Origin of the sequence: Mycolicibacterium diernhoferi (assembly GCF_019456655.1) — a bacterium.
In the GTDB taxonomy this organism is placed as follows: domain Bacteria; phylum Actinomycetota; class Actinomycetes; order Mycobacteriales; family Mycobacteriaceae; genus Mycobacterium; species Mycobacterium diernhoferi.
This window is the reverse complement of sequence record NZ_CP080332.1, coordinates 4,815,677-4,839,200: the sequence shown is the minus strand read 5'-3', so window position 1 is coordinate 4,839,200 and position 23,524 is coordinate 4,815,677. Positions and strand designations below refer to the sequence as shown.

At 67.4% G+C, this 23,524-nt stretch carries 22 protein-coding genes and 1 pseudogene; 14 read left to right on the top strand and 9 right to left on the bottom strand.

Annotated features, from left to right (window positions below; all coding sequences use genetic code 11):
* Positions 1 to 16: 16 nt before the first annotated feature.
* Both K0O62_RS22845 and K0O62_RS22840 read left to right on the top strand, forming a co-directional pair.
* Positions 17 to 490, top strand: coding sequence for an SRPBCC family protein (locus K0O62_RS22845; protein WP_073858085.1), 474 nt, complete (start codon positions 17 to 19; stop codon positions 488 to 490).
* Positions 491 to 493: 3 nt separating this feature from the next.
* The gene (locus tag K0O62_RS22840) at positions 494 to 1,342 is read left to right on the top strand and encodes a patatin-like phospholipase family protein (protein WP_073858020.1); all 849 of its coding nucleotides are present in this window, start codon (positions 494 to 496) and stop codon (positions 1,340 to 1,342) included.
* A gap of 41 nt (positions 1,343 to 1,383) precedes the next feature.
* Here the strand turns inward: K0O62_RS22840 and K0O62_RS22835 are convergent, their stop codons facing one another.
* Positions 1,384 to 2,346: a patatin-like phospholipase family protein gene (locus tag K0O62_RS22835; protein WP_073858019.1), complete on the bottom strand. Its 963-nt coding sequence runs from the start codon at positions 2,344 to 2,346 to the stop codon at positions 1,384 to 1,386.
* Between the two features lie 58 nt (positions 2,347 to 2,404).
* Complete coding sequence (gene lpqV / locus K0O62_RS22830; RefSeq protein WP_073858018.1) at positions 2,405 to 2,839, bottom strand: lipoprotein LpqV; 435 nt, start codon at positions 2,837 to 2,839, stop codon at positions 2,405 to 2,407.
* Between the two features lie 114 nt (positions 2,840 to 2,953).
* On the opposite strand from lpqV, the gene K0O62_RS22825 reads away from it, so the two are divergent.
* On the top strand, positions 2,954 to 3,538 hold the full coding sequence (locus K0O62_RS22825) for a cysteine dioxygenase (protein WP_073858084.1): 585 nt from the start codon (positions 2,954 to 2,956) through the stop codon (positions 3,536 to 3,538).
* Between the two features lie 3 nt (positions 3,539 to 3,541).
* Positions 3,542 to 3,952 carry a rhodanese-like domain-containing protein gene (locus tag K0O62_RS22820; protein WP_073858017.1) on the top strand — a complete coding sequence of 137 codons (411 nt, stop codon included), beginning with the start codon at positions 3,542 to 3,544 and terminating at the stop codon, positions 3,950 to 3,952.
* Here the strand turns inward: K0O62_RS22820 and K0O62_RS22815 are convergent.
* The 3 genes from K0O62_RS22815 to K0O62_RS22805 are packed head-to-tail and all read right to left on the bottom strand — an operon-like array spanning position 3,917 to position 7,470.
* A complete protein-coding gene (locus K0O62_RS22815; protein ID WP_073858016.1) occupies positions 3,917 to 5,614 on the bottom strand; it encodes an alpha/beta hydrolase in 1,698 nt (565 codons plus the stop codon). The genes K0O62_RS22820 and K0O62_RS22815 overlap by 36 nt on opposite strands.
* Positions 5,615 to 5,623: 9 nt before the next feature.
* Entirely contained in the window at positions 5,624 to 6,397 is a 774-nt protein-coding gene (locus K0O62_RS22810) for an enoyl-CoA hydratase (protein WP_073858015.1), read from the bottom strand.
* Positions 6,398 to 6,411: 14 nt separating this feature from the next.
* A complete protein-coding gene (locus K0O62_RS22805; RefSeq protein WP_073858014.1) occupies positions 6,412 to 7,470 on the bottom strand; it encodes an enoyl-CoA hydratase/isomerase family protein in 1,059 nt (352 codons plus the stop codon).
* 186 nt (positions 7,471 to 7,656) lie between these two features.
* On the opposite strand from K0O62_RS22805, the pseudogene K0O62_RS22800 reads away from it, so the two are divergent.
* A pseudogene (locus tag K0O62_RS22800) lies at positions 7,657 to 8,508 on the top strand (Bax inhibitor-1/YccA family protein).
* Between the two features lie 122 nt (positions 8,509 to 8,630).
* Positions 8,631 to 9,545: an endonuclease domain-containing protein gene (locus K0O62_RS22795; RefSeq protein ID WP_073858012.1), complete on the top strand. Its 915-nt coding sequence runs from the start codon at positions 8,631 to 8,633 to the stop codon at positions 9,543 to 9,545.
* Here K0O62_RS22795 and purT read toward each other — a convergent pair.
* The 3 genes from purT to K0O62_RS22780 all read right to left on the bottom strand — a co-directional run bounded on the left by purT (position 9,526) and on the right by K0O62_RS22780 (position 13,048).
* Positions 9,526 to 10,725: a formate-dependent phosphoribosylglycinamide formyltransferase gene (gene purT, locus K0O62_RS22790; protein WP_073858011.1), complete on the bottom strand. Its 1,200-nt coding sequence runs from the start codon at positions 10,723 to 10,725 to the stop codon at positions 9,526 to 9,528. The genes K0O62_RS22795 and purT overlap by 20 nt on opposite strands.
* 85 nt (positions 10,726 to 10,810) lie before the next feature.
* Positions 10,811 to 12,028, bottom strand: coding sequence for an acetyl-CoA C-acetyltransferase (locus K0O62_RS22785; protein WP_073858010.1), 1,218 nt, complete (start codon positions 12,026 to 12,028; stop codon positions 10,811 to 10,813).
* Positions 12,029 to 12,073: 45 nt separating this feature from the next.
* Positions 12,074 to 13,048, bottom strand: a complete 975-nt coding sequence (locus K0O62_RS22780) for an SGNH/GDSL hydrolase family protein (protein WP_073858009.1) — start codon at positions 13,046 to 13,048, stop codon at positions 12,074 to 12,076.
* A gap of 197 nt (positions 13,049 to 13,245) precedes the next feature.
* Between K0O62_RS22780 and K0O62_RS22775 the strand changes: the two genes are divergently transcribed.
* From K0O62_RS22775 to K0O62_RS22740, 8 genes are all read left to right on the top strand, one after another.
* A complete protein-coding gene (locus K0O62_RS22775; protein WP_073858083.1) occupies positions 13,246 to 14,292 on the top strand; it encodes an alpha/beta hydrolase in 1,047 nt (348 codons plus the stop codon).
* Between the two features lie 29 nt (positions 14,293 to 14,321).
* On the top strand, positions 14,322 to 15,716 hold the full coding sequence (locus K0O62_RS22770; RefSeq protein WP_073858008.1) for a cystathionine beta-synthase: 1,395 nt from the start codon (positions 14,322 to 14,324) through the stop codon (positions 15,714 to 15,716).
* Positions 15,717 to 15,872: 156 nt separating this feature from the next.
* Positions 15,873 to 16,496, top strand: a complete 624-nt coding sequence (locus tag K0O62_RS22765) for an Rv1078 family RDD domain-containing protein (protein ID WP_073858007.1) — start codon at positions 15,873 to 15,875, stop codon at positions 16,494 to 16,496.
* A 104-nt stretch (positions 16,497 to 16,600) separates the two neighbouring features.
* Positions 16,601 to 17,611, top strand: a complete 1,011-nt coding sequence (locus tag K0O62_RS22760; RefSeq protein WP_073858006.1) for a DUF2189 domain-containing protein — start codon at positions 16,601 to 16,603, stop codon at positions 17,609 to 17,611.
* 414 nt (positions 17,612 to 18,025) lie between these two features.
* Positions 18,026 to 18,934, top strand: coding sequence for a serine hydrolase (locus K0O62_RS22755; RefSeq protein WP_097933588.1), 909 nt, complete (start codon positions 18,026 to 18,028; stop codon positions 18,932 to 18,934).
* A 153-nt stretch (positions 18,935 to 19,087) separates the two neighbouring features.
* Positions 19,088 to 20,728: a hypothetical protein gene (locus K0O62_RS22750; RefSeq protein ID WP_073858005.1), complete on the top strand. Its 1,641-nt coding sequence runs from the start codon at positions 19,088 to 19,090 to the stop codon at positions 20,726 to 20,728.
* Positions 20,722 to 21,519: a M14 family zinc carboxypeptidase gene (locus K0O62_RS22745; protein ID WP_073858004.1), complete on the top strand. Its 798-nt coding sequence runs from the start codon at positions 20,722 to 20,724 to the stop codon at positions 21,517 to 21,519. Before K0O62_RS22750 ends, K0O62_RS22745 begins: the two co-directional genes overlap by 7 nt.
* Before the next feature lie 143 nt (positions 21,520 to 21,662).
* On the top strand, positions 21,663 to 22,130 hold the full coding sequence (locus K0O62_RS22740; protein ID WP_131817429.1) for a hypothetical protein: 468 nt from the start codon (positions 21,663 to 21,665) through the stop codon (positions 22,128 to 22,130).
* 345 nt (positions 22,131 to 22,475) lie between these two features.
* On the opposite strand, the gene K0O62_RS22735 is transcribed toward K0O62_RS22740, so the two are convergent.
* On the bottom strand, positions 22,476 to 23,120 hold the full coding sequence (locus K0O62_RS22735) for a hypothetical protein (protein ID WP_165777139.1): 645 nt from the start codon (positions 23,118 to 23,120) through the stop codon (positions 22,476 to 22,478).
* Positions 23,121 to 23,524: the final 404 nt, after the last annotated feature.

The window sequence follows — 23,524 nt, the reverse complement described above, 5'->3', positions numbered from 1 at the left end:
CGCTAGTATGGCCATCATGGCGCAACCACTGGTGGTGGAGCAATCACGAGCGATCCCGCTGGCTCCCGTCGACCTGTTCGCAGGATTGGTGCCGATGCCGCTGCCGGACCTGTTCCGCCGCTGGTACGGGCCCATTCCGCCGATCAAGGCGACCCGCGGCCAGACCGGGGACTGGGACGGCGTGGGGCAGTCGCGCACGGTGCTGCTCACCGGTGGGGGCAGCATGCGCGAGGAACTGACCTCCTACGACCCGCCGCGGTCCTTCGGGTACACCCTGTCGCAGGTGAAGGGGCCGCTGGCGCCGCTGGTCGACCATGTCGACGGGCTGTGGCTGTTCGCGCCGATCGGCACCGGAACCCAGGTGACCTGGCGGTGGACCATCCATCCCCGCTCGGCGCTGGCCGCGCCGGCGCTGCCCGTCTTCGGCCGGCTGTGGAAGGGCTACGCCCGCCAGTCGCTGGAGGAACTGTCGAATCTGCTGGTGCGCTGAGGCATGCCGCGCGCACTGGTCCTGGCCGGCGGCGGGCTGGCCGGCATCGCCTGGGAGACCGGGGTGCTGGCCGGAATCGCCGACGCGGCGCCCGATACCGCCTCGAAACTGGTGAATTCTGATGTGCTGCTGGGCACTTCGGCCGGCTCGGCGGTCGCCGCCCAGATCGGCAGCGGCGCCGACCTCGATGAGCTGTACGCCCGACAGACCGCCGAGGAATCCCACGAGATCGACTCCGGCGTCACCGTCGACGACATCACCGCGGTGTTCTTGACAGCGCTCGGCGCCCCGGGCAGTACCCGAGAACGGCTGCAGCGCATCGGCACGATCGCGCTGTCCGCCCAGACCGTGCCGGAATCGGTGCGCCGCACGGTCATTGCGCACCGGTTGCCCTCGCTCGACTGGCCCGACCGGGATCTGCGTATCACCGCGATCGACACCGGCACAGGCGAATTGGTGGTCTTCACCCGTCGTTCCGGTGTCGCCGTGGTCGACGCCGTCGCCGCCAGCTGCGCGGTGCCCGGGGCCTGGCCGCCGGTGACCATCGACGGACGCCGGTACATGGACGGCGGCGTGGGTAGCACGGTGCACATGGCCGTCGCACAGGACTGCGATGCGGCGGTGGTGCTGGTGCCGGCCGGAGAAAACGCGCCGTCCCCGTTCGGAGACGGCACGGCCGCCGAGATCGCGGAGTTTCCCGGCCGGACGTTCGCGGTGTTCGCCGACGATGACGCGCTCGCCGCGTTCGGGCGTAATCCGCTGGACCCGGCCTGCCGGCAACCGTCGGCGGTGGCGGGCCGGGCTCAGGGACGCCGGGTCGCCGCGGCGATCACGGAGTTCCTCACCGGCTGAGCCGAACCGGCGGGTGAGGGCATGGCGACGCCGGCGTTTCGTCAGCCCAGGGCATCGAGCGCCGCGGCCGCCAACTCCTGACCGATCTCGATGACCTCCTCGGCCCGGTGGTACTCCAGGCTGCGGCAGGCGCTGCGGGGGACCTCGATCAGCAGATCGGGCGGGTAGGTGGCCAGGGTGTGGCGCGCCAGCGCGGACTGGGCGATGTCGATGGTGCGGTTCATGATCTCGAAGCTGCCCAGCCGCGGGAGTGCGGGGGAGTCGCCCTCGGCCAGAGATTCGGCGGCCTCGGCCCCATCCTCCAGCGAGCTGCTGAACCGGCTCAGCACCGATCTGGCGGCCGGGGTGTCCATCACCCGCTGCGCCGTCGACGTGTCGAGCAGAGCCGTTGTGCTGCGCCACATCCGACTCAACCGCGCGGTGGTCACCCGAGCCGGCGGTTCGTCCAACCGGACCGCCGGGTCGCCACCGGCCAGGCTGACCGCGACGGTGAGGTCGGCCTTGACTCCCGACAATGGCGCCATCGGCAGCGGATCGAGGATGCCGCCGTCGGCCAGCAGCCGGCCGTCGAGCACATGCGGGGTGAAGATGCCGGGGATCGCGATGGACGCGCGGATGGCGTCGTCGAGGGCGCCGCGCTGCAGCCACACCGACGTCCCGGCGATCAGGTCGGTGGCCACCGAGGTGTACGGGATGGGCAGGTCTTCGATCGCGACATCGCCGAGGATGTCGCGCACCGCGTCGAGGATCTTGCCCGCGCGCAGCACACCCGGCGAGCTGAGCGACGGATCGAGCAGACGCAGCACCGCGCGCTGGGTCAGCGAACCGGCCCAGTGCGCGAACTCGTCCAGCCGCCCGGCGGCGTGCAGACCGCCGACGAGCGCGCCCATCGACGATCCGGCGACGCCGACGATCTGATAGCCGCGTTCGGTGAGCTCGTTGATCACCCCGATGTGCGCGTAGCCGCGCGCCCCTCCGCTACCCAGTGCCAGCGCAATCTGCATGGCTCCATTGTGGTGTAACCCGGCGCGGGCCGCCGTTCCGCTCGGCGTGATCCGAACGCTATCCGCACTCTTTGGCGGCCGCGGAGTTGACCGCCATGATGACGCCGGCCTGCTGGCCGGGCGTCAGATCTGCCCACGCCACGTTGAAGCTGCCCGGGCCGACCGCGCCTGGTTCCTGCACCGTCTTGAGGTAGGCCTCGGCCAGCTCAGCGGGCTCTCCCGGACGCCCGTCGATCCACGCCCGTGCGGCACGACAGGCCTGGCCATAGCCGGATTCGGTCGCGTTCGCGGGCGCGTCCACGGCCGTCGTGACGCCGCCCGGAGACACCTGCACGGCGCCGCGGGCTGCCGTCCCGGACGGGGACGGCGACGGCGATTCGGTGCTCGACGGGCTCGGCGTCGAGGTCTCGGTGGACGGCTTCTCGGTGGTCGGTGTGCACCCCGCCAGCAGGGCGGCGGCGGCTGCGGTCACGAGGATCGGGTAGCGGCGCATGGGGCCAATCTATGCAAGACTGACCGCCATGACGGAGGGAACGGCGTACCAGGGGTGTTGTCGGGCTGTCTGACGCCCGCCCATCTGTTCGTCTTCTCTTCCTGGAGTTCCATCATGGTTGCCCCCGTTCTGCAAACCCCTCCCGCCGTGTCCGCACCGACCCGACTGCGGCTGCCCGATCTGCTGCAGGCCACCGACCGCTGCGCCGACGACGTGCTCTCGGGCCGCTACGACCGGTTGCTCGCCGCGGCCCCGCTGACGGTCGACGAGCGCTGGTACAACCGGCTCTACGGCGACGACGAACTCGACATCTGGCTGATCAGCTGGGTGCCGGACAAGTCCACCGAACTGCACGATCACGGCGGGTCGCTGGGCGCGCTGACGGTGGTGTCCGGCGCCCTGCGGGAGACCCGCTGGGACGGGCAGACCCTGCGTGACCGCGAGCTCACCGCCGGCGATCAGGCCGCGTTCCCACTGGGCTGGGTGCACGATGTGGTCTGGGCCGCCCCGTCGGGCTGGGGGCACCGCCCGCTTGCGCGGGAGAGCGCAGCGACCGGGGGATCGGCACAGCCGGCCCCGGTGACGCTGAGCGTGCACGCCTATTCGCCGCCGTTGTCGGCGATGTCGTACTACGAGGTCACCGAGCGGAACACGTTGCGCCGCAACCGCACCGAGCTCACCGACGCGCCGGAGGGATAGCTCATGCCCAGTCGAATCGACGCCGTGCTGGAGGCCGCCCGGGCCCGTCTGCAACGGATCGAAGCCCGGGACGTGCCCGAGGCGCTGCGCCGCGGGGCGCTGCTGGTCGACATCCGGCCGGGCTGGCAGCGGGCCGATGAGGGCGACGTGGCCCCGGCCTGCAAAGCCCTGCTGATCGAGCGCAATCACCTGGAATGGCGCTGCGACCCGACCAGCGACGCCCGCATCCCCGAGGCCGTCGACGACGACGTCGAATGGATCGTGCTGTGCTCGGAGGGCTACACCTCCAGCCTGGCCGCCGCGGCGTTGCAGGATCTCGGCCTGCACAAGGCCACCGACGTCATCGGCGGCTACCACGCCCTTCCGGACGAACTGAGGTCAACTGTTCTCGTCGGAGCGCAGGATCGGGCGTAGCTTCTCGGTCTTCTCCGCCGTCCAGCCCGGCGGTTGCAGGATCGCCGCCCACGCGTTGGCGACGTCGCGGACGTAGACGTGGCCGTGCCCGTCGGGCACATCCACGGCCACCGCCATGTCGGCGGACACCTGCAGGAACGTCACCACCGGAATCCACTCCATCCGCGGGGACACGTCGTAACCGCGGGTCTCGCGCAGCCAATCCGGTTTGGCGAACAGCAGATCCGGGTTCCACCAGGAGATCGGATCCGATGCGTGCTGCAGGTAGACGACCCGCGGCCGGCCCCACGGGTCATCGGGGCGGCCCAGGTTCTCCGGGCGCGCCGAGAATCGGACGTTCTCACCCTTGTCGTAGATCGGCAGCCACTGCGGGGAACCCTCGTCACGGTTGATGGTGAGCGAGGTCCAGATCTCGTTCTTGAACGTCGGCCCGGAGAACAACGCCCCGTCGGTGCGGGCGATGAGGTTGTTCAGCGCCAGGAACGGGGCCTCGCCACCGAAGGACCCGAGGCTTTCCCCGAACACCACGACCTTCGGACGGTCGTTCTCGGGGAGTTCCCGGACCATGGCGTCGACCGCCTCGAACAGCGCCTGCCCGGCCTGCAGTGCGTTCTCCTGGTCCACCAGGAAGGAGATCCAGCTGGGCAGGAACGAGTACTGCATGGATACCAGGGCGGAGTTGCCGTTGTACATGTACTCCAGCGACGACGCTTCGGCCTCGTTGATCCATCCGGTGCCCGTGGTGGTCGCGATGCCGATGACGTCGCGCTCCAGCCCGCCGGTGCGGCGCAGTTCCTCGGCGGCCAGCTTGGCGGTGGCCTTGATGCCGTCGGCGGAGTTCAGCCCGGCGTAGGTGCGGATCGGCTCGGTCGCCGGGGCGCCGTTGAATTCGGTGAGCTCGGCCACCGTCGGCCCGCCCGCCACGAAGTTGCGGCCCTGATGTCCCAACGACTCCCAGCTGACCAGTGACTGCGGCCCGCCGGAGCGCAGAACTGTTGTCGGAGCGGGATTGTCGGGATCGTCCTCATTGTTGACGCTTTCGAACGTGTTGTTGATCGTGGTCATCGCGAACCGCGCCACGATGCCGTTGAGCAAGGCGATCGCCAGCGCCAGAACCAGCACGACGGCCACCACGCCGGACACCCGCGGCGGCGCGACCCGCTCCAGTTGGCGCACCAGGAATCGGACCAATTTGCCGATCAGTTGGCCGATCTCGACGAACATGAACAGGAACACGATGGCCAGCACCGCGGTCAGCGGGTGGTCCCAGAATCCCATCCGGGGCACGCCCATCAGGTCGCGGATGTCGTCCTGCCAGACGTGGAAATAGACGATCGCGGCGATCTGGCCGAGGACACCGACGACGACCAGGATCACCCAGGCGAGACGCGGTGCCGCGGGGGTGCTGTCCTTGGACAGCATGTACCGGTACAGCCAGACGCCGAAAACGCCGAGGCCATAGCCGATACCGCCCGCCGCACCGCTCACCAGCCCCTGGAACAGCGGCTCGCGGGGCAGCAGGGAAGGGGTCAGCGACAGCCAGATGAACACCAGGCCGACGGCGGTGCCGGTGAAGGTGTAGTGCCGAATCCAAAAGGCGGACTTGACGGTCGGCTCGGGCGCTGACGCATCGGACGTCGCGGCGGCGGGAACGGCGGTCACCGCTCGACTTTAGCGATGGGTGAAGTTCGCCGCGCGCTTCTCGGTGAACGCGGCCATTCCCTCTTTCTGGTCCTCGGTCGCGAAGGCCGAGTGGAAGATCCGCCGCTCGTAGAGCAGCCCTTCGGCCAGCGTCGACTCGAAGGCGCGGTTGACGGCCTCCTTGGCCATCCGCGCCGCCGACAGCGACATCCCGGCGATGGTCGCGGCGGTGGCGTTGGCCTCCTCCAACAGGCTGTCGGCGGGCACCACCCGCGACACCAGACCGCTGCGCTCGGCCTCGGCGGCGTCGATGGTGCGGCCGGTGAGGATCAGGTCCATCGCCTTGGCCTTGCCGATGGCGCGGGTGAGCCGCTGGCTGCCACCCATGCCGGGCAGCACGCCCAGCTTGATCTCGGGCTGACCGAATTTCGCGGTGTCCGCGGCGATCAGCAGGTCACACATCATGGCCAGCTCGCAGCCACCGCCGAGGGCGTACCCGGCGACCGCGGCGATGGTGGGGGTGCGGGTGGCGGCGAACTCGCCCCACAGCGCGAAGAAGTCCTGGCTGAACACATCGGCGAAGGACAGGTCGGCCATTTCCTTGATGTCGGCGCCGGCCGCGAAGGCCTTCTCGCTGCCGGTGAGGATGATGGCCCCGACGCCCGGGTCGGCGTCGAGTTCTGCCGCCGCGGTGGTGACCTCGCGCATGACCTGGCTGTTGAGCGCGTTGAGCGCCTTCGGCCGGTTCAGGGTGATGGTGGCGACCCGACCCTCGCGGGTCACCAGGATGGTCTCGTAGTTCATGTGGATGCTCCTCTTCAGAAGGTGAGATCGGGGTCGGCGGAAGCGAAGTAGGCGTCGATCGCCGCCTCGTCCACCGCGTCGAGCGTGGCGGGCGACCACTGCGGGTTGCGGTCCTTGTCGACGAGCTGGGCGCGGATGCCCTCGACGAAGTCGTGCGAGGCCAGCGAGGCCACCGACACCCGGAACTCCTGCTGCAGAACCTCTTCCAGGGTGTGCAGATGCGCGGCCCGGCGGATCGCGGTGAGCGTGACCGCCAGCGCGATGGGGGAACGGGTGGCGATCAGATCCGCGGCGGCCGCGGCGGCGTTGCCCCCGTCGTGGCCCTGTGCCTCGTCGGCGTGGCTGCGCAGGTCGGCGAGGATCTGTTCCACCGTGTCGCCGGCGTAGCAGCTGTCGATCCAGTGCCGCTGGGCCAGCAGGTCGCTCTCCGGCGGCTCCTCCGCGTAGGAGTTCAGCGCGTCCTCGTGCCCGCCGGTGACGACGGCCTCGATGAAGTCGGGCAGTCGGTCGTGCGGGACGAAGTGATCGGCGAAGCCCATGGCGATGGCGTCCGCCCCGGAGAACGGGGCGCCGGTCAGCGCGGCGTGCACGCCGAGCAGTCCGGGGGTGCGGGACAGCAGGTAGGTGCCGCCGACATCGGGGATGAAGCCGATGCCCACCTCGGGCATGCCCATCTTGGTCTTCTCGGTGACGACGCGGACATTGCCGTGCGCCGCGACGCCGACACCGCCGCCCATCACGATGCCGTCCATCACGGCGATGTAGGGCTTGGCGAAACGCCCGATGTGCGCGTTGAGCAGGTACTCGTCCCACCAGAACTTGCGCGCGTAGGCCTTGTCGCCTTTGGCGCTGTGGTAGAGCGCCACGACGTCGCCGCCGGCGCACAGGCCACGCTCACCGGCGCCGGTCAGCAGGACGGCCTTGACCTCGTCGTTGCGCTCCCACTCGGTGAGTGCTTGCTGCAGGCCCGCGACCATGACGTCATTGAGTGAGTTGATCGCCTTGGGGCGGTTCAACGTGACGATGCCGACGCCGTTCCGGACACTTACTAGGATGTCCTCGTTTTCTGCCACGTCTGCAATGTAGTTCGTAGTCCGGGCGTGACGTGCGACGGGTAGGGTTTGGACCAAGATCAACCTGGACGTTTCCTGAGGACTTTCTCAGTTGTCCCTGGCAGGGCATGGGAACCTGTTCGGAGCGTTGATCGTTGATCGTGTGTTCGGCAATTCGAACCACCAGTACTCAGGAGAGGACCTACGGTGCGCGAAAGCAGCAACCCGGTATTCCGATCGCTGCCCAAGGGGTAGGGCGGATACGCGCAGTTCGGTACCGGAGCCGCAAGCTTCGGTGCGCAGCAGGTGCATGCAGACCCATACGCGGCGACGCAGTACCCCGACCAGCAGCAGGCCGGCGTTTCCCGGCCGATGACCATCGACGACGTCGTCACCAAGACCGGCATCAGCCTGGCGATCCTGACGGCAGTGGCGGTCGTTTCCTACTTCCTCGTGAGCCAGAACCTCAGCCTGGCCGGCCCGTTCACCCTCGTCGGTGCGCTCGGCGGCCTGGCGCTGGTGCTGATCGCGACCTTCGGTCGTAAGCAGGACAACCCGGCGATCGTGCTGAGCTACGCCGCGCTGGAGGGCCTGTTCCTCGGTGCCGTGTCGTTCATCATCGCCAACATCGCCTCGGTCGGCGGGGCAGGGATGATCGCGCAGGCGATCGTCGGCACGCTCGGCGTGTTCTTCGGCATGCTCGTGGTCTACAAGACCGGAGCCATCCGGGTCACCCCCAAGTTCACCCGCATGATCGTGGCCGGCCTGTTCGGTGTGGTCGCCCTGATGCTGATGAACCTGGTGCTCGGCCTGTTCGGTGTCGGTGGCGGCGCCGGTATGGGCCTGCGTGACGGTGGCATGATCGCGATCGGCTTCTCGCTGCTCTGCATCGGTCTGGCGGCGTTCAGCTTCCTGATCGACTTCGACTCGGCGGACCAGATGATCCGCGCCGGTGCTCCGGAGAAGGCCGCGTGGGGCGTCGCCCTGGGCCTGATGGTCACCCTGGTGTGGCTGTACCTGGAGATCCTGCGCCTGCTGAGTTACTTCAACAACGACTAGCAGTACCGCGAGAGAAAGGGCGTCCACAGTGTGGGCGCCCTTTTTCATGCGCCGGCGCCGATTCATCCACAGATGCCGCGGCGGGGGTATACCGGGCGCCCACGACACGCGATTCTCGTCTCATGGCGCCCTTCCTCGGCAGCGAGGCGGTCGCGGCCGGTCGTGCCTCGAAGTACGACCTTCGCAGCCGGTTCACCGCGATCTACCCCGACGTCTATGTCGCCGACGATGCCGACCTCACCCTCGACGACCGCGCGCTGGGCGCCTGGCTGTGGTCCGGCCGGCGGGCGGTGCTGTGCGGGCTCACCGCCTCGGCGCTACACGGCGCGCGCTATGTCGAGGACACGCAGCCGGTCGAACTGGTCTCGCCGAATCGTCGGCCACCAGGCGGTATCCGCGCGTACAACCACGAACTGCGCGAGGGCGAGATCACCGAAGCCGGGCAGTGGGGACTGCCCGCGACCTCCATCGCACGCACGGTGTTCGACCTGGGCCGGCGCAGTCCCCTCGACGAGGCGGTGGCCCGACTGGACGCTTTGGGAAACGCCCGGTGCTTCCGAGCCCCCGAGGTGCTGGACTGGGCACGCTCGCGGCACGGAGGCAAACGCGGGATACGGCAACTCGAGATCGCGCTGGACCTACACGATCCGGGCGCCGAATCGCTGCGCGAAACCTGGCTGCGTCTGCTGACAGTTCGCGCCGGCTACCCGCGCCCCGAGACCCAGATCCCGGTGGTGAGCGGCGACGGGCGCCGCAGATACTTCCTCGACATGGGCTGGGAGCGGCTCAAGCTCGCCGTGGAGTACGACGGGGACCATCACCGCACCAGTCCGGCGCAATTCGCCCACGACATCGTCCGCACCGAGGACCTCGAAGATCTGGGGTGGATTCGGATCCGCGTGACCAAGCGGCACAACAAACCCGAGATTCTCCAGCGGCTCGCGCGGGCCTGGGACGCGAGAGTGCACTCAGATCGAGATTTTCACCGAAAAGGCGATCTGTGTGCACCGTCGGCGCTCAGGGGACCCGCGGCGTGACCCGGCCGGCCGCCTCGACGGCATTGGCCCGCGCGACCTCGACGTCCGCGTCGTAGGCCAGCGCCACACCCATCCGGCGTCGCACGAAGCTCTCCGGCTTGCCGAACAGCCGAATGTCGGTGCGCGGCACCTGCAGAGCGGCGTCCACCCCATCGAAGACGATGCCGGTCGCATCCACGCCGCCGTAGATCACCGCGCTCGCCCCGGGCGTCTTGAGCGTGGTGTCGACGGGCAGGCCCAGGATGGCCCGCGCGTGCAGTTCGAACTCGTTCTGCCACTGCGTGATCATCGTGACCATGCCGGTGTCGTGCGGGCGCGGACTGACCTCGCTGAACCACACCTGGTCGCCCTTGACGAACAGTTCGACGCCGAAAATGCCCTGCCCACCCAGGTTCTCGGTCACCTTGCGGGCGATCTCCTGGGCGCCGGCCAGCGCGGCCGCCGACATCGGGTGCGGCTGCCAGCTCTGCACATAATCGCCGCTGACCTGCTGGTGCCCGATCGGCTCGCAGAACTGGGTCTCCACCTGCCCGGACGCGCCGACCGCGCGCACCGTCAGCAGCGTGATCTCGTAGTCGAAGTCGATGAACCCCTCGACGATGATGCGGGTGTTGCTCACCCGGCTGCCCGACATCGCATACTCCCAGGCAGCCTCGACGCCCTCGGGCCCGTCGATCTTCGATTGGCCCTTGCCGGAGCTGCTCATCACCGGTTTCACCACGCACGGGTAGCCGATCTCGGCGACCGCGGCCTGCAGCTCGGACAGCGAATCGCAGAACCGGTACGGGCTGGTCGGCACCCCGAGCGTCTCGGCGGCCAGCCGCCGGATGCCCTCGCGGTCCATGGTCAGCCGGGCCGCCCGCGCGGTCGGGATCACCCGCACCACGCCGGCGTCCTCCAGCGCTTCCAGGACCGGGGTGGCGATCGCCTCGATCTCCGGCACCACCAGATCCGGTTTCTCGGCCTCGATCAGCGCCCGCAGCTGCTCGGGATCGGTCATGGAGATGGTGCGCGCGTGGTGGGCGACCTGCTGCCCGGGCGCATCGGCGTAGCGGTCGACGGCGATCGTCTCCACGCCGAGCCGCTGCAACGCGATCAGGACTTCACGGCCGAGCTCACCGGAGCCGAGCAGCATCACCCGGGTGGCGTTCGGGGACAGGGGTGTTCCGAGAGTGGTCATCGGCACGGAGTCTAAGGGAACGACCCCGCGGTGAGGGTGCCGTGCTCGCGCACCTCGGCGCCCTCACCGCGGGGTCGACGTGAACTCAGGAAAGCCGCTCCACGACCATCGCCATGCCCTGCCCGCCGCCGACGCACATCGACTCGATGCCGAAGGTCTTGTCGTAGGTGGACAGGTTGTTCAACAGGGTGGCGGTGATCCGGGCGCCGGTCATGCCGAACGGGTGGCCCAGCGCGATCGCGCCGCCGGACACGTTCAGCTTGTCCTCGTCGATGCCCAGTTCGCGCGCCGAACCGAGCACCTGCACCGCGAAGGCCTCGTTGATCTCGACCAGGTCGATGTCGGAGATGGTCTTGCCGGCCTTGGCGAGCGCCTTCTTGATGGCCTCGATCGGGCCCAGGCCCATGATCTCCGGCGACAGGCCGGACACCCCGGTGGACACGATGCGCGCCAGCGGGGTCAGGCCCAGCTCCTTGGCCTTGGTGTCGCTCATGATGACGACCGCGGCCGCGCCGTCGTTCAGCGGGCAGGCGTTGCCGGCGGTGATCGTGCCGTTCGGGCGGAACACCGGCTTGAGCTGGCTGATCTTGTCGTAGGAGGTGCCGGCGCGCGGGCCGTCATCGGTGGAGACGACGGTGCCGTCGGGCAGCGTGACGGGGGAGATCTCACGCTCGAAGAAGCCGCTCTTGATGGCCTCCTCGGCCCGGTTCTGCGACCGCACACCCCAGTGGTCCTGGTCCTCGCGGCTGATGCCGGTGTAGGTGGCGACGTTCTCCGCGGTCTGGCCCATGGCGATGTAGACGTCGGGGATGAGCCCGTCTTCGCGCGGGTCATGCCACGTGGACTCGTCCTCGGCCTGCTTGACGGTGCGGGCCTGGGCCTCGGCGAACAGCGCGTTCTTGCTGTTCGGGGCGCCGTCGGCGGCGCCGACGCCGAAACGCGACACCGTCTCCACACCGGCGGAGATGAACACGTCACCCTCACCGGCCTTGATGGCGTGGAAGGCCATCCGGGTGGTCTGCAGCGAGGACGAGCAGTACCGGTTCACGGTGGTGCCGGGCAGGAAGTCGTAGCCGAGTTCGACGGCGACCGCGCGTCCGATGTTGTAACCGGCCTCACCTGCGGGCTGTGCGCAGCCCATCATCAGATCGTCGATGTCGCGCGGGTCCAGCGAGGGCACCTTGTCCAGTGCGGCCCGCACCATCTGGGCGGCGAGATCGTCGGGACGCATGGTGGCCAGCGACCCCTTGACGGCGCGCCCGATGGGGGATCGGGCGGTGGCGACGATGACGGCTTCGGGCATGGCGACTCCTCGGTATTCAGACATCTAGAACGTGTTCCAAGGAACCTAGCCCGCGGGCGCCACGATCGGAGCGGGGACCCCGGTTGTGCGACGCCACAGCCGGCTCACGTTGCCGATCCGGGCCAGCAGCGAATTGTTCTCATCCACCCGCGATTCCAGCGCCGGTTCGGACGGTCCGTCAGATACGAAGTCGCCCAACGTATTACGTAGCGCGGGTAGTAGCTGCTGGGCGGCCAGCCGGTAGCCGGCGCCCGACGGGTGGAACATGTCCGAGGAGAACAGCACCTCGGGGGTCTTGTGGAATTCCGGGGCCAGCAGGTCGGAGAACGGCACCGGCATGCCGCCGGCGGCCCGCACCTCGGCCGCCTGCGCCCGGGCCAGTCGCAGGCCCTGGCTGTGCGCCACCCAGCGCAGCGGCTGCGGGATGGCCTTGATGACGCCGAAGTCCGGGCAGGTGCCGACCACCACGACCGCACCCGCGACGCGCAGGCGCCCGACGGCCCGTCCGAGTCGGCGCGCCGACGCCCGGGTGCCGTTGGGTTTGGTGATGTCGTTGGCCCCGATCATGATCACCGCCGCGTCCGGCGGGGGGCCGGCCACGAACATGGCGTCGATCTGCCCGGACAACCCCTTGGAGGTGGCGCCGACGATCGCCTTCGTGCTGAGCCGGATCCGCTTGCCGGACTCCTCGGCCAGACCGCGGGCCAGCAGCACGCCGGGCACCTCGTCGGCGGTGGCGCTGCCGTACCCGGTGGCCGTCGAGTCGCCGAAGATCATCAGGTGCAGGTCGAAGGGCACATCGCGGGTCCAGCGTTCGGCCGGCCCACCGCCGGGGGAGTAGACGCCGTCGGCGCGGGGCGGGATGTCCCAGGACTTGGGTATCACCTGGCGGGTCTGGGCGGCCTGCCCGCTGAGCAGACTGCGCGCCCCGAGATAGCCGGTGGAGGCGACGGTGGCGACCGCCGCCGCGGCCAGGGTCGACCGGTTTCGGAGGCGAGGAGCACGGCTGCGTGAACCCACACCGTCGATGTTAGAGACGTTGGCCAGATTGTCGGCGCCCCCGATGGGTTAGCGCAGGTCACATTGGGGTACCGAAGGCGGTAGCAAAACAGATTCCTTGATTGTTGAACCTGTTAGCGGTGCGGCAAGCTAAATTACCCCGGGCGGCTAAGTAAATACCGACAACAGGTATCTCAACGGCGTAGGAAGTGGTGGCGATGACGGCACCAAGCAAGGTCTCTGGTACTGCGCGCGCGGCAATAAGCCCAGCTCAAGCCCGTCAACCTCGACTTTTCCCGGTCGGGGACCGGCGGCCGTCAGAGATCGTCGAGGACGGCGCCGGCATCGCGGGCCGCCTGGCGGGGTTAGTCGCGATGATGACGATCAAGCCCACCCTGGCCATCGGCAGCCACGTTCCCAAGCTGCCGTGGCCGTTCGGCATGCTGGATTTCGCCGCTCGCGTGCTGCGCCCGGCCCCGGGCACGGTGCGGGCCACCATCGCGTTGCCGCACTGCACGGCGCAACTGGTGCGCGCGGCCGGCGTGCTGCCCGCCGACGGCAAGCGCAGCATCATCCTCTACCTGCACGGCGGAGCGTTCCTGACCTGCGGGGTCAACACCCACGGCCGTCTGACGACGGAGCTGTCGAGGTTCGCCGACAGCCCGGTGTTCGTCGTGAACTACCGGATGATCCCCAAGCATTCGATCGGGGTGGCGCTCGACGACTGCTATGACGCCTACAAGTGGCTGCGGTTGGCCGGTTACGCGCCCGAGCGGATCGTGCTCGCGGGCGACTCGGCCGGTGGATACCTGGCCCTGGCGCTGGCCCAGCGGCTGCAGGCCGAGGGTCTCGACGAGGAGTTGCCCGCCGCGGTCGTCACGATGTCCCCACTGTTCGAGATCGACAACAGGAGCCGCGCCCACCACCCCAACGCCCGGACCGACGCGATGTTCCCGGGGAAGGCGTTCGAGGCGCTGGTGGAGATCATCGGCGCGGCCGCCGATCGGCAGGGCGAGGAGATCTACGAACCGCTCGACCACATCGAGCCGGGCCTGCCGCGCACGCTCATCCACGTGTCGGGCTCGGAAGTTCTGCTCAACGACGCGCGAAAGGCGGCGCGGATGCTGGCCGAGGCCGGGGTCCCTGTCGAGGTGCGCATCTGGCCCGGTCAGATGCATGTGTTCCAGCTGTGCTCGCCGATCGTCGGCGAGGCGACCCGCTCCCTGCGGCAGATCGGTGACTACATTCGCGAGGCCACCTGGTGAGTCGCCGGGCGGCCTGAGACCATAGAGGCATGCGTATCGCCCGGCACATCAGCGAGCTCATCGGCAACACTCCGCTCGTCCAGCTCAATTCGGTGGTTCCACCGGGGTCGGGCCTGGTCGCGGCGAAGATCGAGTACCTCAACCCGGGTGGCAGCTCCAAGGACCGCATCGCGGTCAAGATGATCGACGCCGCGGAGGCGTCCGGCGAGCTCAAACCGGGTGGCACCATCGTCGAACCCACCTCCGGCAACACCGGCGTCGGGCTGGCGCTGGTTGCCCAGCAGCGTGGTTACCACTGCGTGTTCGTCTGCCCGGACAAGGTCAGCGAGGACAAGCAGAACGTGTTGCGGGCCTACGGCGCCGATGTGGTGGTGTGCCCGACGGCGGTCCCGCCGGATCACCCGGACAGCTACTACAGCGTGTCCAACCGACTGGTCGAGGAGATCGAGGGCGCGTGGAAGCCCGATCAGTACTCGAACCCGATGGGGCCGGAAAGCCACTACGAGACGACCGGCCCCGAGATCTGGGCCGACACCGACGGCAAGATCACCCATTTCGTGGCGGGGGTAGGCACCGGCGGCACCATCACCGGCACCGGCCGCTACCTCAAGGAGGTCTCCGGCGGGCGGGTGAAGATCATCGGCGCCGACCCGGAGGGTTCGGTGTACTCCGGCGGCACCGGGCGGCCGTACCTGGTCGAGGGTGTCGGTGAGGATTTCTGGCCCAGCGCATACGATCCCACCGTCCCGGACGAGATCATCGCGGTCTCCGACGCGGATTCGTTCGAGATGACCCGGCGGCTGGCCCGCGAAGAAGCGCTGCTGGTCGGCGGATCGTGCGGGATGGCCGTGGTGGCCGCGCTGAAGGTGGCCGAGCAGGCCGGGCCCGATGCGGTGATCGTCGTGCTGCTGCCCGACGGCGGGCGGGGCTACCTGTCAAAGGTTTTCAACGATGCCTGGATGTCGTCCTACGGCTTCCTGCGCAGCCGGCTCGACGGGTCCATCGAGGATGTCACGGTGGGAGAGGTGTTGCGCCGCAAGTCCGGTGCGCTGCCGGACCTGGTGCACACGCATCCGTCCGAAACCGTGCGTGACGCCATCAACATCCTTCGCGAGTACGGGGTGTCGCAGATGCCGGTGGTCGGCGCGGAGCCCCCGGTGATGGCGGGCGAGGTCGCCGGCAGCGTGTCCGAAAGGGAGTTGCTGTCAGCAGTTTTCGAAGGACGAGCAAAGCTCGCCGACGCGGTCGCGCTGCACATGAGCGCTCCGCTGCCGCTGATCGGGTCCGGTGAACTGCTCGGGACCGCGGCAAAAACCTTGCGGGACTGCGATGCTGTCATGGTCGTCGAGGAAGGCAAGCCGATCGGCGTGCTGACCCGCCACGACCTGTTGGGATCGCTGTCCGAGGGGCGAGTGCATCACTAGGGGTGGCGAAACGCGCTGGTTGCGTCGGCAAATAAGCGGCTGACCTGCGCCGTATCGGGTAGATGAAGTTGGCTCAGCGGCGCCAATCTGAGCACGGTCTCAGGTAGGGTTACACGCCGCAGAGTCAGCAAAATTCCTCACCTGGAAGGCGCGCACATGACAGAGCAACCGCCCCCACCTCCGGGGAATTACCCGCCGCCTCCGCCTGGAAATGTTCCGCCCCCACCGCCCGGGGGGTATCCGCCCCCGCCGCAGAGCGGATTTCCGCCGCCACCACCATCGTCGGGCGGTTACGGTGCCGGACTGCCGAAAGAGGCCTACACGCCGTGGCTGACCCGCGTGCTGGCCTGGATCATCGACATCCTCCCGGTTGCGATCCTGGAAGCGATCGGCTACGGCCTGCTCATCGGCACTCGGGAAACCGTGTGCATCACCGACTCCTCGGAATACGAACTCGGCGAGTTCTGCGCCACCGGGGCGTCCACGTTGGGGCAGGTGTCGTTCACCGTCACCTGGATCCTTGCGCTGGTCTATCTGATCTGGAATTACGGCTACCGGCAGGGCACCACCGGGTCGAGCATCGGCAAGGGCATCCTCAAATTCAAGGTTGTCAGCGAGAATACCGGTCAGCCAATCGGTTTCGGCCCGTCCATCGTGCGGCAGTTGGCGCACGTGGTGGATGCGATCATCTGCTACATCGGCTTCCTGTTCCCGCTCTGGGATGCCAAACGTCAGACACTGGCCGACAAGATAATGAAGACCGTCTGTCTGCCGTTGTGACATAAGCTCATCGCGGCGTCATCGGTACATCCGAAATGCCGGTTCGTGGATTCACAATTGCAGACCGGTGTTTCCCGTCAGCGTTTCACTCACGAGAAGGTGACATGACTCAACCACCACCCCCGCCCGGCGGATACCCGCCGCCCCCGGAGAACGTCCCGCCCCCCGGCGGCTACCCGCCGCCACCGCAGGGCGGCTACCCGCCGCCCGGGAGCTACCCGCCGCCGCAGGGTGGATACCCGCCGCCGGGCAACTACCCGCCGCCGCCGCAGGGTGGCTACCCGCCGCCACCGCCGCCCGGGGGCTACCCGCCGCCGCCGCAGGGTGGGTACCCGCCGCCACCCCCGCCCGGGGGCTACCCGGGGCAGGGCGGCTACCCGGGGCAGGGCGGCTACCCGCCGGCCGGATACCCCGGTGCCCCCGGATTCGGTGCGCCGGCCTACAGCGTCGGGGAGGCCGTCTCCTGGGCGTGGAACAAGTTCAGCAAGAACGTCGCGGCGATCCTCGTCCCGACGATCGTGTTCGGCCTGGTCTACGCCGTCGTGCAGGGCATCATCCAGCTCATCTCCGGCCAGTTCACCACGACGTCGGTCGACGACTACTCCGCGAGCTTCTCGATGGGCACCGGCGGCGTCATCGTCTCGCTGCTCGGTAGCGCGGTGATGCTGGTGGTGGCGGCCGTGGTGCAGTCCGCCTACATCGGCGGCATGCTCGACATCGCCAACGGGCAGCCCGTGGAGATCGGCTCGTTCTTCAAACCGCGCAACGTCGGCAATGTGGTGATCGCCTCCGTCGTGTCCGGCATCATCGTCTTCATCGGCGTCCTGCTGTGCATCGTGCCGGGCATCATCGCGACGATCATGCTGCTGTTCACCACGGTCATCGTGCTGGACCGCAACACCTCCGGTATCGACGGCGTCAAGACCAGCTTCGAGATCGGCAAGGCCAACTTCGGAGCGATGGCGTTGACCTGGCTGACCACCATCGGTATCGGGATTCTCGGTGTGCTGGCGTGTTTCGTCGGCCTGCTGGTCGCGTACCCGCTGATCTCGCTGATCACCGTCTACGCCTACCGGCGCCTGACCGGAGCAGAGGTCGCGCCCATGACGCCGTAGGCGCATCGATTGGCAATGCAACAGGAACGGGGTGGATCGCAAGGGTCCGCCCCGTTCCTCATCTGCTATCCCGGACAGCGCGGCGCCGGCCGCGTGTCGGTCATTGGGACGACAGCCAATCAATCTCGAACCTGATCTCATAGATCTGCCGTCTCATCGGTTCGGGCCGGCATCATCGCCTGGGGTCTAGAGGAGCTATCGAGTGTCCCGCTTCGAGGAGCCCGCCGACTGGGGCGAGTATCCGCTCGACAGCGCCCGTGCGGGAGCAGCCGTGGGCTTCGGTCGCGCAGGGCCGGAGGTCCGATGCCGACGGCCCTGCGGAAGTGGTCATCTGAGCGACAGGACTATCACCACATGCATACCCGAGAGGATCCGTATGCCCGCCATCGCCTTCCATACGAACCCAATGCGCGCGTGAAGGTCGCTGTAGTCCTGGCCTCGGTGGCCGTCGTTGGCGCCTTCGCCTTGTACGGCCTGGGTTCGGAAGAGGCGAGCAGCCCGGCGGTTGCCGCTCCGGGGTCCCCACTGGTGCCGGTCGCCCCGCCATCCCCGGAATTACCGGTCGTACCGACGCCGCAGCCAGATCCGGCTGCATCGCCCATCGGCGACGATTTGGCTGCATCGTTCCAGGAACTCAGCTCGGGTTTGGACGCCCAGATCGGCTTCGCCTATGCACCTTTGGGCCAACCAGATCGGGTCACACTCCTCGGCGACTGGTCCAGCGGACCGGCCTGGTCGACCATCAAGGTGCCGCTAGCCCTCGCACTGCTGCGCGAGACCGGAACTTCCAGTTCTGCGATGCAATCGGCGATCACCGTGTCGGACAACGCTGCGGCTCAGTCGATGTGGGAGCAACTCGGCGGCGGTGATGCGGCTGCCGGCAAGATCGAGGAGGTCCTAGCCGAGGCCGGCAATCCGGCAACCGATGTTCCCAGCGAGCTTCGTCGGGCGGGGTTCTCGATATTCGGCCAGACGGACTGGTCTCTGGCCGACCAGGCGCGATTCCTCGCGCGCACAGCCTGCGATCCGCAAGCCGCCCCCGTGACGGACCTGATGGGGCAGATTGCCTCTGGGCAGCAGTGGGGGCTGGGCACGATTGACGGCACCTATTTCAAGGGCGGATGGGGGCCGGGAACAGACGGTCTGTACCTGGTCCGTCAGTTCGGGGTGGTGCCGACGCCGACGGGCCGGGTGGCCGTTGCACTCGCTGCTGTGGCCAACTCCGGTGCGTTCGGTGACGGCACGACGGCGTTGAGCCGTATCGCCACGTGGGTCCAAGAGCACGCCGGTGATCTCGATGCGGGAGAGTGCCAAGTCGGCTAGGCGCACACGGCGTCCGGCGCCGAACCGATTGTGCCGTGCGCGCCGTCTGTCCGCCGATCGGATGACTGCGCGTGGCCTACCTGACCCTGATGCACATGGCAAGATCCTCATCCGTCGCATCAAAGAGACGTCGACTTGAGAAAGGCGCCGTGGGTGAGCTCTCCACAGTCCCTGCTGTCCTCGGCTGGCGGTTCATGGATCGAGCTGGGATCGGTTCTGGCGAAGGCCGGTGAGGGCACGATCTACGACGTGGCCGGCCGCCCGGATGTCGTGGTCAAGGTGTTTCATCCCGACCTCGACGGGCTGGATGTAAAGCTGGCGAAGGTCGCGGCGATGGTCGACACGACGCCGGAGGGCGCCGTGCAGAGTGACGGATTCGTCGTGTTGGCTTGGCCGCGGCAGATGGTCTACCGCGACGGTGCGCCCGTGGGCTTTCTGATGCCTCGGATCTCGACTTCTCAAGCGGTCGAGATCCACTCGCTGAGCAACCCGTCAAATCGTGCCAATCCGCTGCCGTCCGCCCCTCAGTGGACAACCGGAGCGACCTGGAACCATCTGGTGACAGCGGCCGCAAATCTCTGTCTCGCAGTCGACGTCGTTCATCACGCGGGAGCCGTGATCGGGGACTTTCAAGAACGGAACATTCTGGTCGCTGACACCGTGCGCGTCACGCTGGTCGACTGTGACTCGATGCAGTTCACCGATTCATCTGGGCGACAATATCTCTCGCCGCTCGGTCGGCCTGAGTTCACGGCACCCGAGTTGGTGAACGTCGACCTGCGAAACACTGCCCGGGCTGAGGCGTCCGATCTGTTCGCGCTGGCCATCCATATTCACCTGCTGATCATGGCCGGCAATCATCCGTTCCTGCGCGGAGTGTGGACGGGCCCGGGCGACCAACCGGATGCGCTGACGCTGGCGCGGAAGGGCAGCTGGGCCGGTGGTCCCGGATCCCCGCTGCACACACATCCCTTTGCGCCGTCGGTCGAGTTTCTGCCCAACGAGATTCAGGCACTGTTCAGGCGCGCATTCACTGACGGTGCCCGGAATCCGAGCGCACGGCCGACGGCAGAGGAGTGGCGGCAAGCGCTCACGCGTATTCAGGTGGTGAACTGTCCCAGCGGACACCAGATTCCGGCGGAATCGGGCATGTGCCCCTGGTGTGGTATCGAGGCAGCGCGGCGCGCGCGTAAGCCGCGGCCCCAACAGACCGTCATGCCCTCGCTCAGCCAGCACCGTCCTCCGCCGAAGCAGCCGACCCCCGTGAGTGCGCATACGGCGGTAGGCGGCCCATCCGGCGGAAAGGGCAATCGATGGGTGTTGTGGAGCGTGCTGATCATCGGGGTCCTGGTCGGGGTAGGAGTCCTGGTCGGAGTAGCGGCCTCGACTGAGAAACCCACGGCGACTCCGCAATACACCACGGAAGCCGTCACCGATCACGTGCCGGTTCCCAATGAGTCCTGGTCTTATCCGCGTACGTCGACATCGCCTGCCCCCCTACCGCCGCCGCTTCCGTCGCAACAGTCCTCGTGGCAGTTGGTGATCGTGGGAACCTGCGATGAGGGCGGCACATGTGGTGTCAAGCAGCGCAGTGCGCCGTACACGGCCGCAGACCGTCTGGTGCCCAACGACTTACACGACGGCAACGCTGTGACGGTAGTGTGCCAAACGATTGGTGACGTCCGTTCCAGTGATGGCCGCGGTTCGAGCAGTGTCTGGTACCGGCTGGCCAACAACGCCTACGTGGCTTCGGTGTACATGAATACATCCCCGGCAGGCATCTCAGCGTGCTGAAAATCGCGGTTTCGACGCTGACCGCGGGAACTCTCATCGTCGGATGCGGTTCGACAGCGGGCTCGGCGATACAAGCGACGACGTCGCAGGCCGCCGCACCCTACGCCGCCGAGACAGCAGCGCCGAGCCGGACAATTGTCGTCGGCCGCTCGGACTGGGAACAGGTGGGCACATCGGTTCAGGGCCGTCCGATACGTGCACGCACGGTGGGACATGGTCCGCGCGCCGTGCTCTTCATCGGGGGCATCCACGGCGATGAGACCGAAGGTGAGTTCACGACAGACCAGTTGCCCGCGGCGTTCGAGGCGGCAGGTTTGGCAGACCGTGTCGCACTGACGATTCTGGAGGATGCCAACCCCGACGGTCGAGCCGCAGGCACGCGTGGCAACGCTAACGGTATCGATGTCAATCGAAACTTCCCTGCCACCAATTTCGATGGAACAGATCCGGCCAACGGGAAAACCCCGTTGAGTCAGCCCGAATCGCGGGCCGTCGCCGAAACCATCGACCGTATCGAACCCAGTGTGGTCATTGCGTTTCACGCATGGGCAGGAGACCAGTTCATCAACTTCGATGGGCCGGCCCGGAGTCTGGCAGAGCAGTTCTCGTCGACCAGTGGCTTCCAGGTCAAGGCTTCCTCGGAATTCGCGCCGACACCTGGCTCGTTGGGCTCATACGCTGGACGTGACCGAGGCATCCCCGTGCTCAGTATCGAGGTGCTCAAAGGGGCCGACCCGCAGGTGACCTGGGACAGATTGCGATTCGCGTTGTTGCAGGTGATCGTGGGCTGACGCCCAGTGACCCGCCGGTGTACTCCGATCGTACGAAAACAGCTCGGGTGCACCAGTATCCGTGGAGGACTCATGTCCACTGCGCTAGTTTGCTAGGAGCGGAGCCGGGCGCAGAGCCGTGGCTCGGGATGAGGAGTGGACAGATGATTCGCGTGAGATCAACGGGTCGGGCCGCGCGGCGTGCGGGATCGCTCCTGGCGGCAGCGGCCGTGGTTACGGCTGGTTTTTGTGCCCCGGTCGCTAACGCGGATGACACGGTGCTGGTGCCTCGTCTCACCAAGCCCCACAATGTCGATGATTCCGGGAAGGAAGCCGGCCCGAACCGATTCAAGCCCGGTCGTGACGGCACCGTCACCGTCGGACTGCGCTGGGAAACCAATAACGGCAAGGCTGTGGGCGCGTACTGCCATGAGGAGGTGAAGATCCTCAATCCGTTCGGCGGTGTGGTGTTCGAGCGACAACAGGATCTCGGTGGAGGGTGCACCGGCGGTGGCGGCTGGCGGGCAAGGGTATTCGGACTCGGCACGTTCAAATACATCCTCGACGTGACCAACAAGGACACCGGTGAGGTCAAGCATGCCGAGTTGCCGTTCGACCTCGTGGTGTTCTGACCGACGGGCCGCCCGGATATCAGAATGGCTCGAAGGTTTCGCGGCTGACGTGGAACCCGTGTCCCGAAGGTAGGTGCACACACGTCACCCGTCGTTCGTCGGATCGGCAGCCGTAATCTCCAGCGATCAAATGCGGAACCGTACGGGAGGACGGTCCTCCCTGACAGTCCGCGGGGTGGGGTGGGTCAGGTGAGGTTCGCTGGGAGATATCCCAGGCGAGACGCGAATCGCTACGAGATTCGCGGTCCCACGAATATGTGATGTTGGCGCTCGGGGTATCGAACGTCACGTTGGATACGTCGGAAAACTGATGAGTTCCCCACCGTCTGTCCAGGTCGAAGCGAGTTAATCCTCTTCCGACCTCGATGTGTTGAGAACGAGATCTACACGCCGTTGTTCTCGCGGTTTGCACCTGCACAGCACGATGGATTTGATGGTCCCGGTCCCGGTCCCGGTCCCGGTCCCGGTGCGGGTGTCGCCAGCCGCGGCGTACTTCTCCACGGTCATTCGGTAGGCATTGTCGGTGCCCGACGCGGCATCGAAGATGACGGTTGTGGTGCCACCGTTGCCGGGGATGGTGGTCAGCGAATCACGGTGCAGGTTAGTGGATTTCGCCACCAGTTTGCCGGGTGCGATCCCATCGATGGTCCGGCCGCCTCTACGGGGCCCGATGGTGTCGAGGACTCCGTCGACGAAGGTGAAGTCGCAGTCGCGCCAGACAACGGTCGTCGATCCGGTCCCCGCGGTATCCGGGAAGTCGGGGATCGTGGCGCGGATGTCGTCGATCGTCGAGCCGAGGTGGATGTTTCCGAGGCCGGTGCCCGAGCCCGACGGGGTGATCGAATCGATTGCGGTGTACATGATCTCCCGATCCAGAGGGCGCAGCGAGAGTAACAAGCTGACATCCCCGTAGCCGGCAGCCTTGTCTTCCGGCGTGGTACCTATAGCGGTGCCGTAGGTCTGCAGCGCGAGGGCGGCATCGTCGGGCATGGCGTCGATCAGGCCCCGGGCAGCGGCCTTCGCGGCCTCGATACGCGGGCCGGGCGCGTCCTGCTCGGCCATGGACGCCGAGCCATCCAGGACCAACACAGTCGGAACTGATATGGGGTGCGCGGTCGCGTCGGACGGACCTGCTGGAGCGGTGGTGTCAGAGAAGCCGATGAAGCGATCAGTGGCGCATCCCGCCGGCAGTAGACAGCACATCGCCGGGGAAAGAATCCACCGTCACCTCATCCCCGAATGTTAGCCGGACCACCCGGTGAGTCTGGATATTTCGTCGTCTCAGATCGGTTGTGCGAAATGTTGCGGCCCCGGTTCTCGGTAGCCGTGGAACTGAAAGACGGCGCGTATCAGATTGCGCTGTCGAACGTTTGGGTTATAGCAAAGGGTGCTGA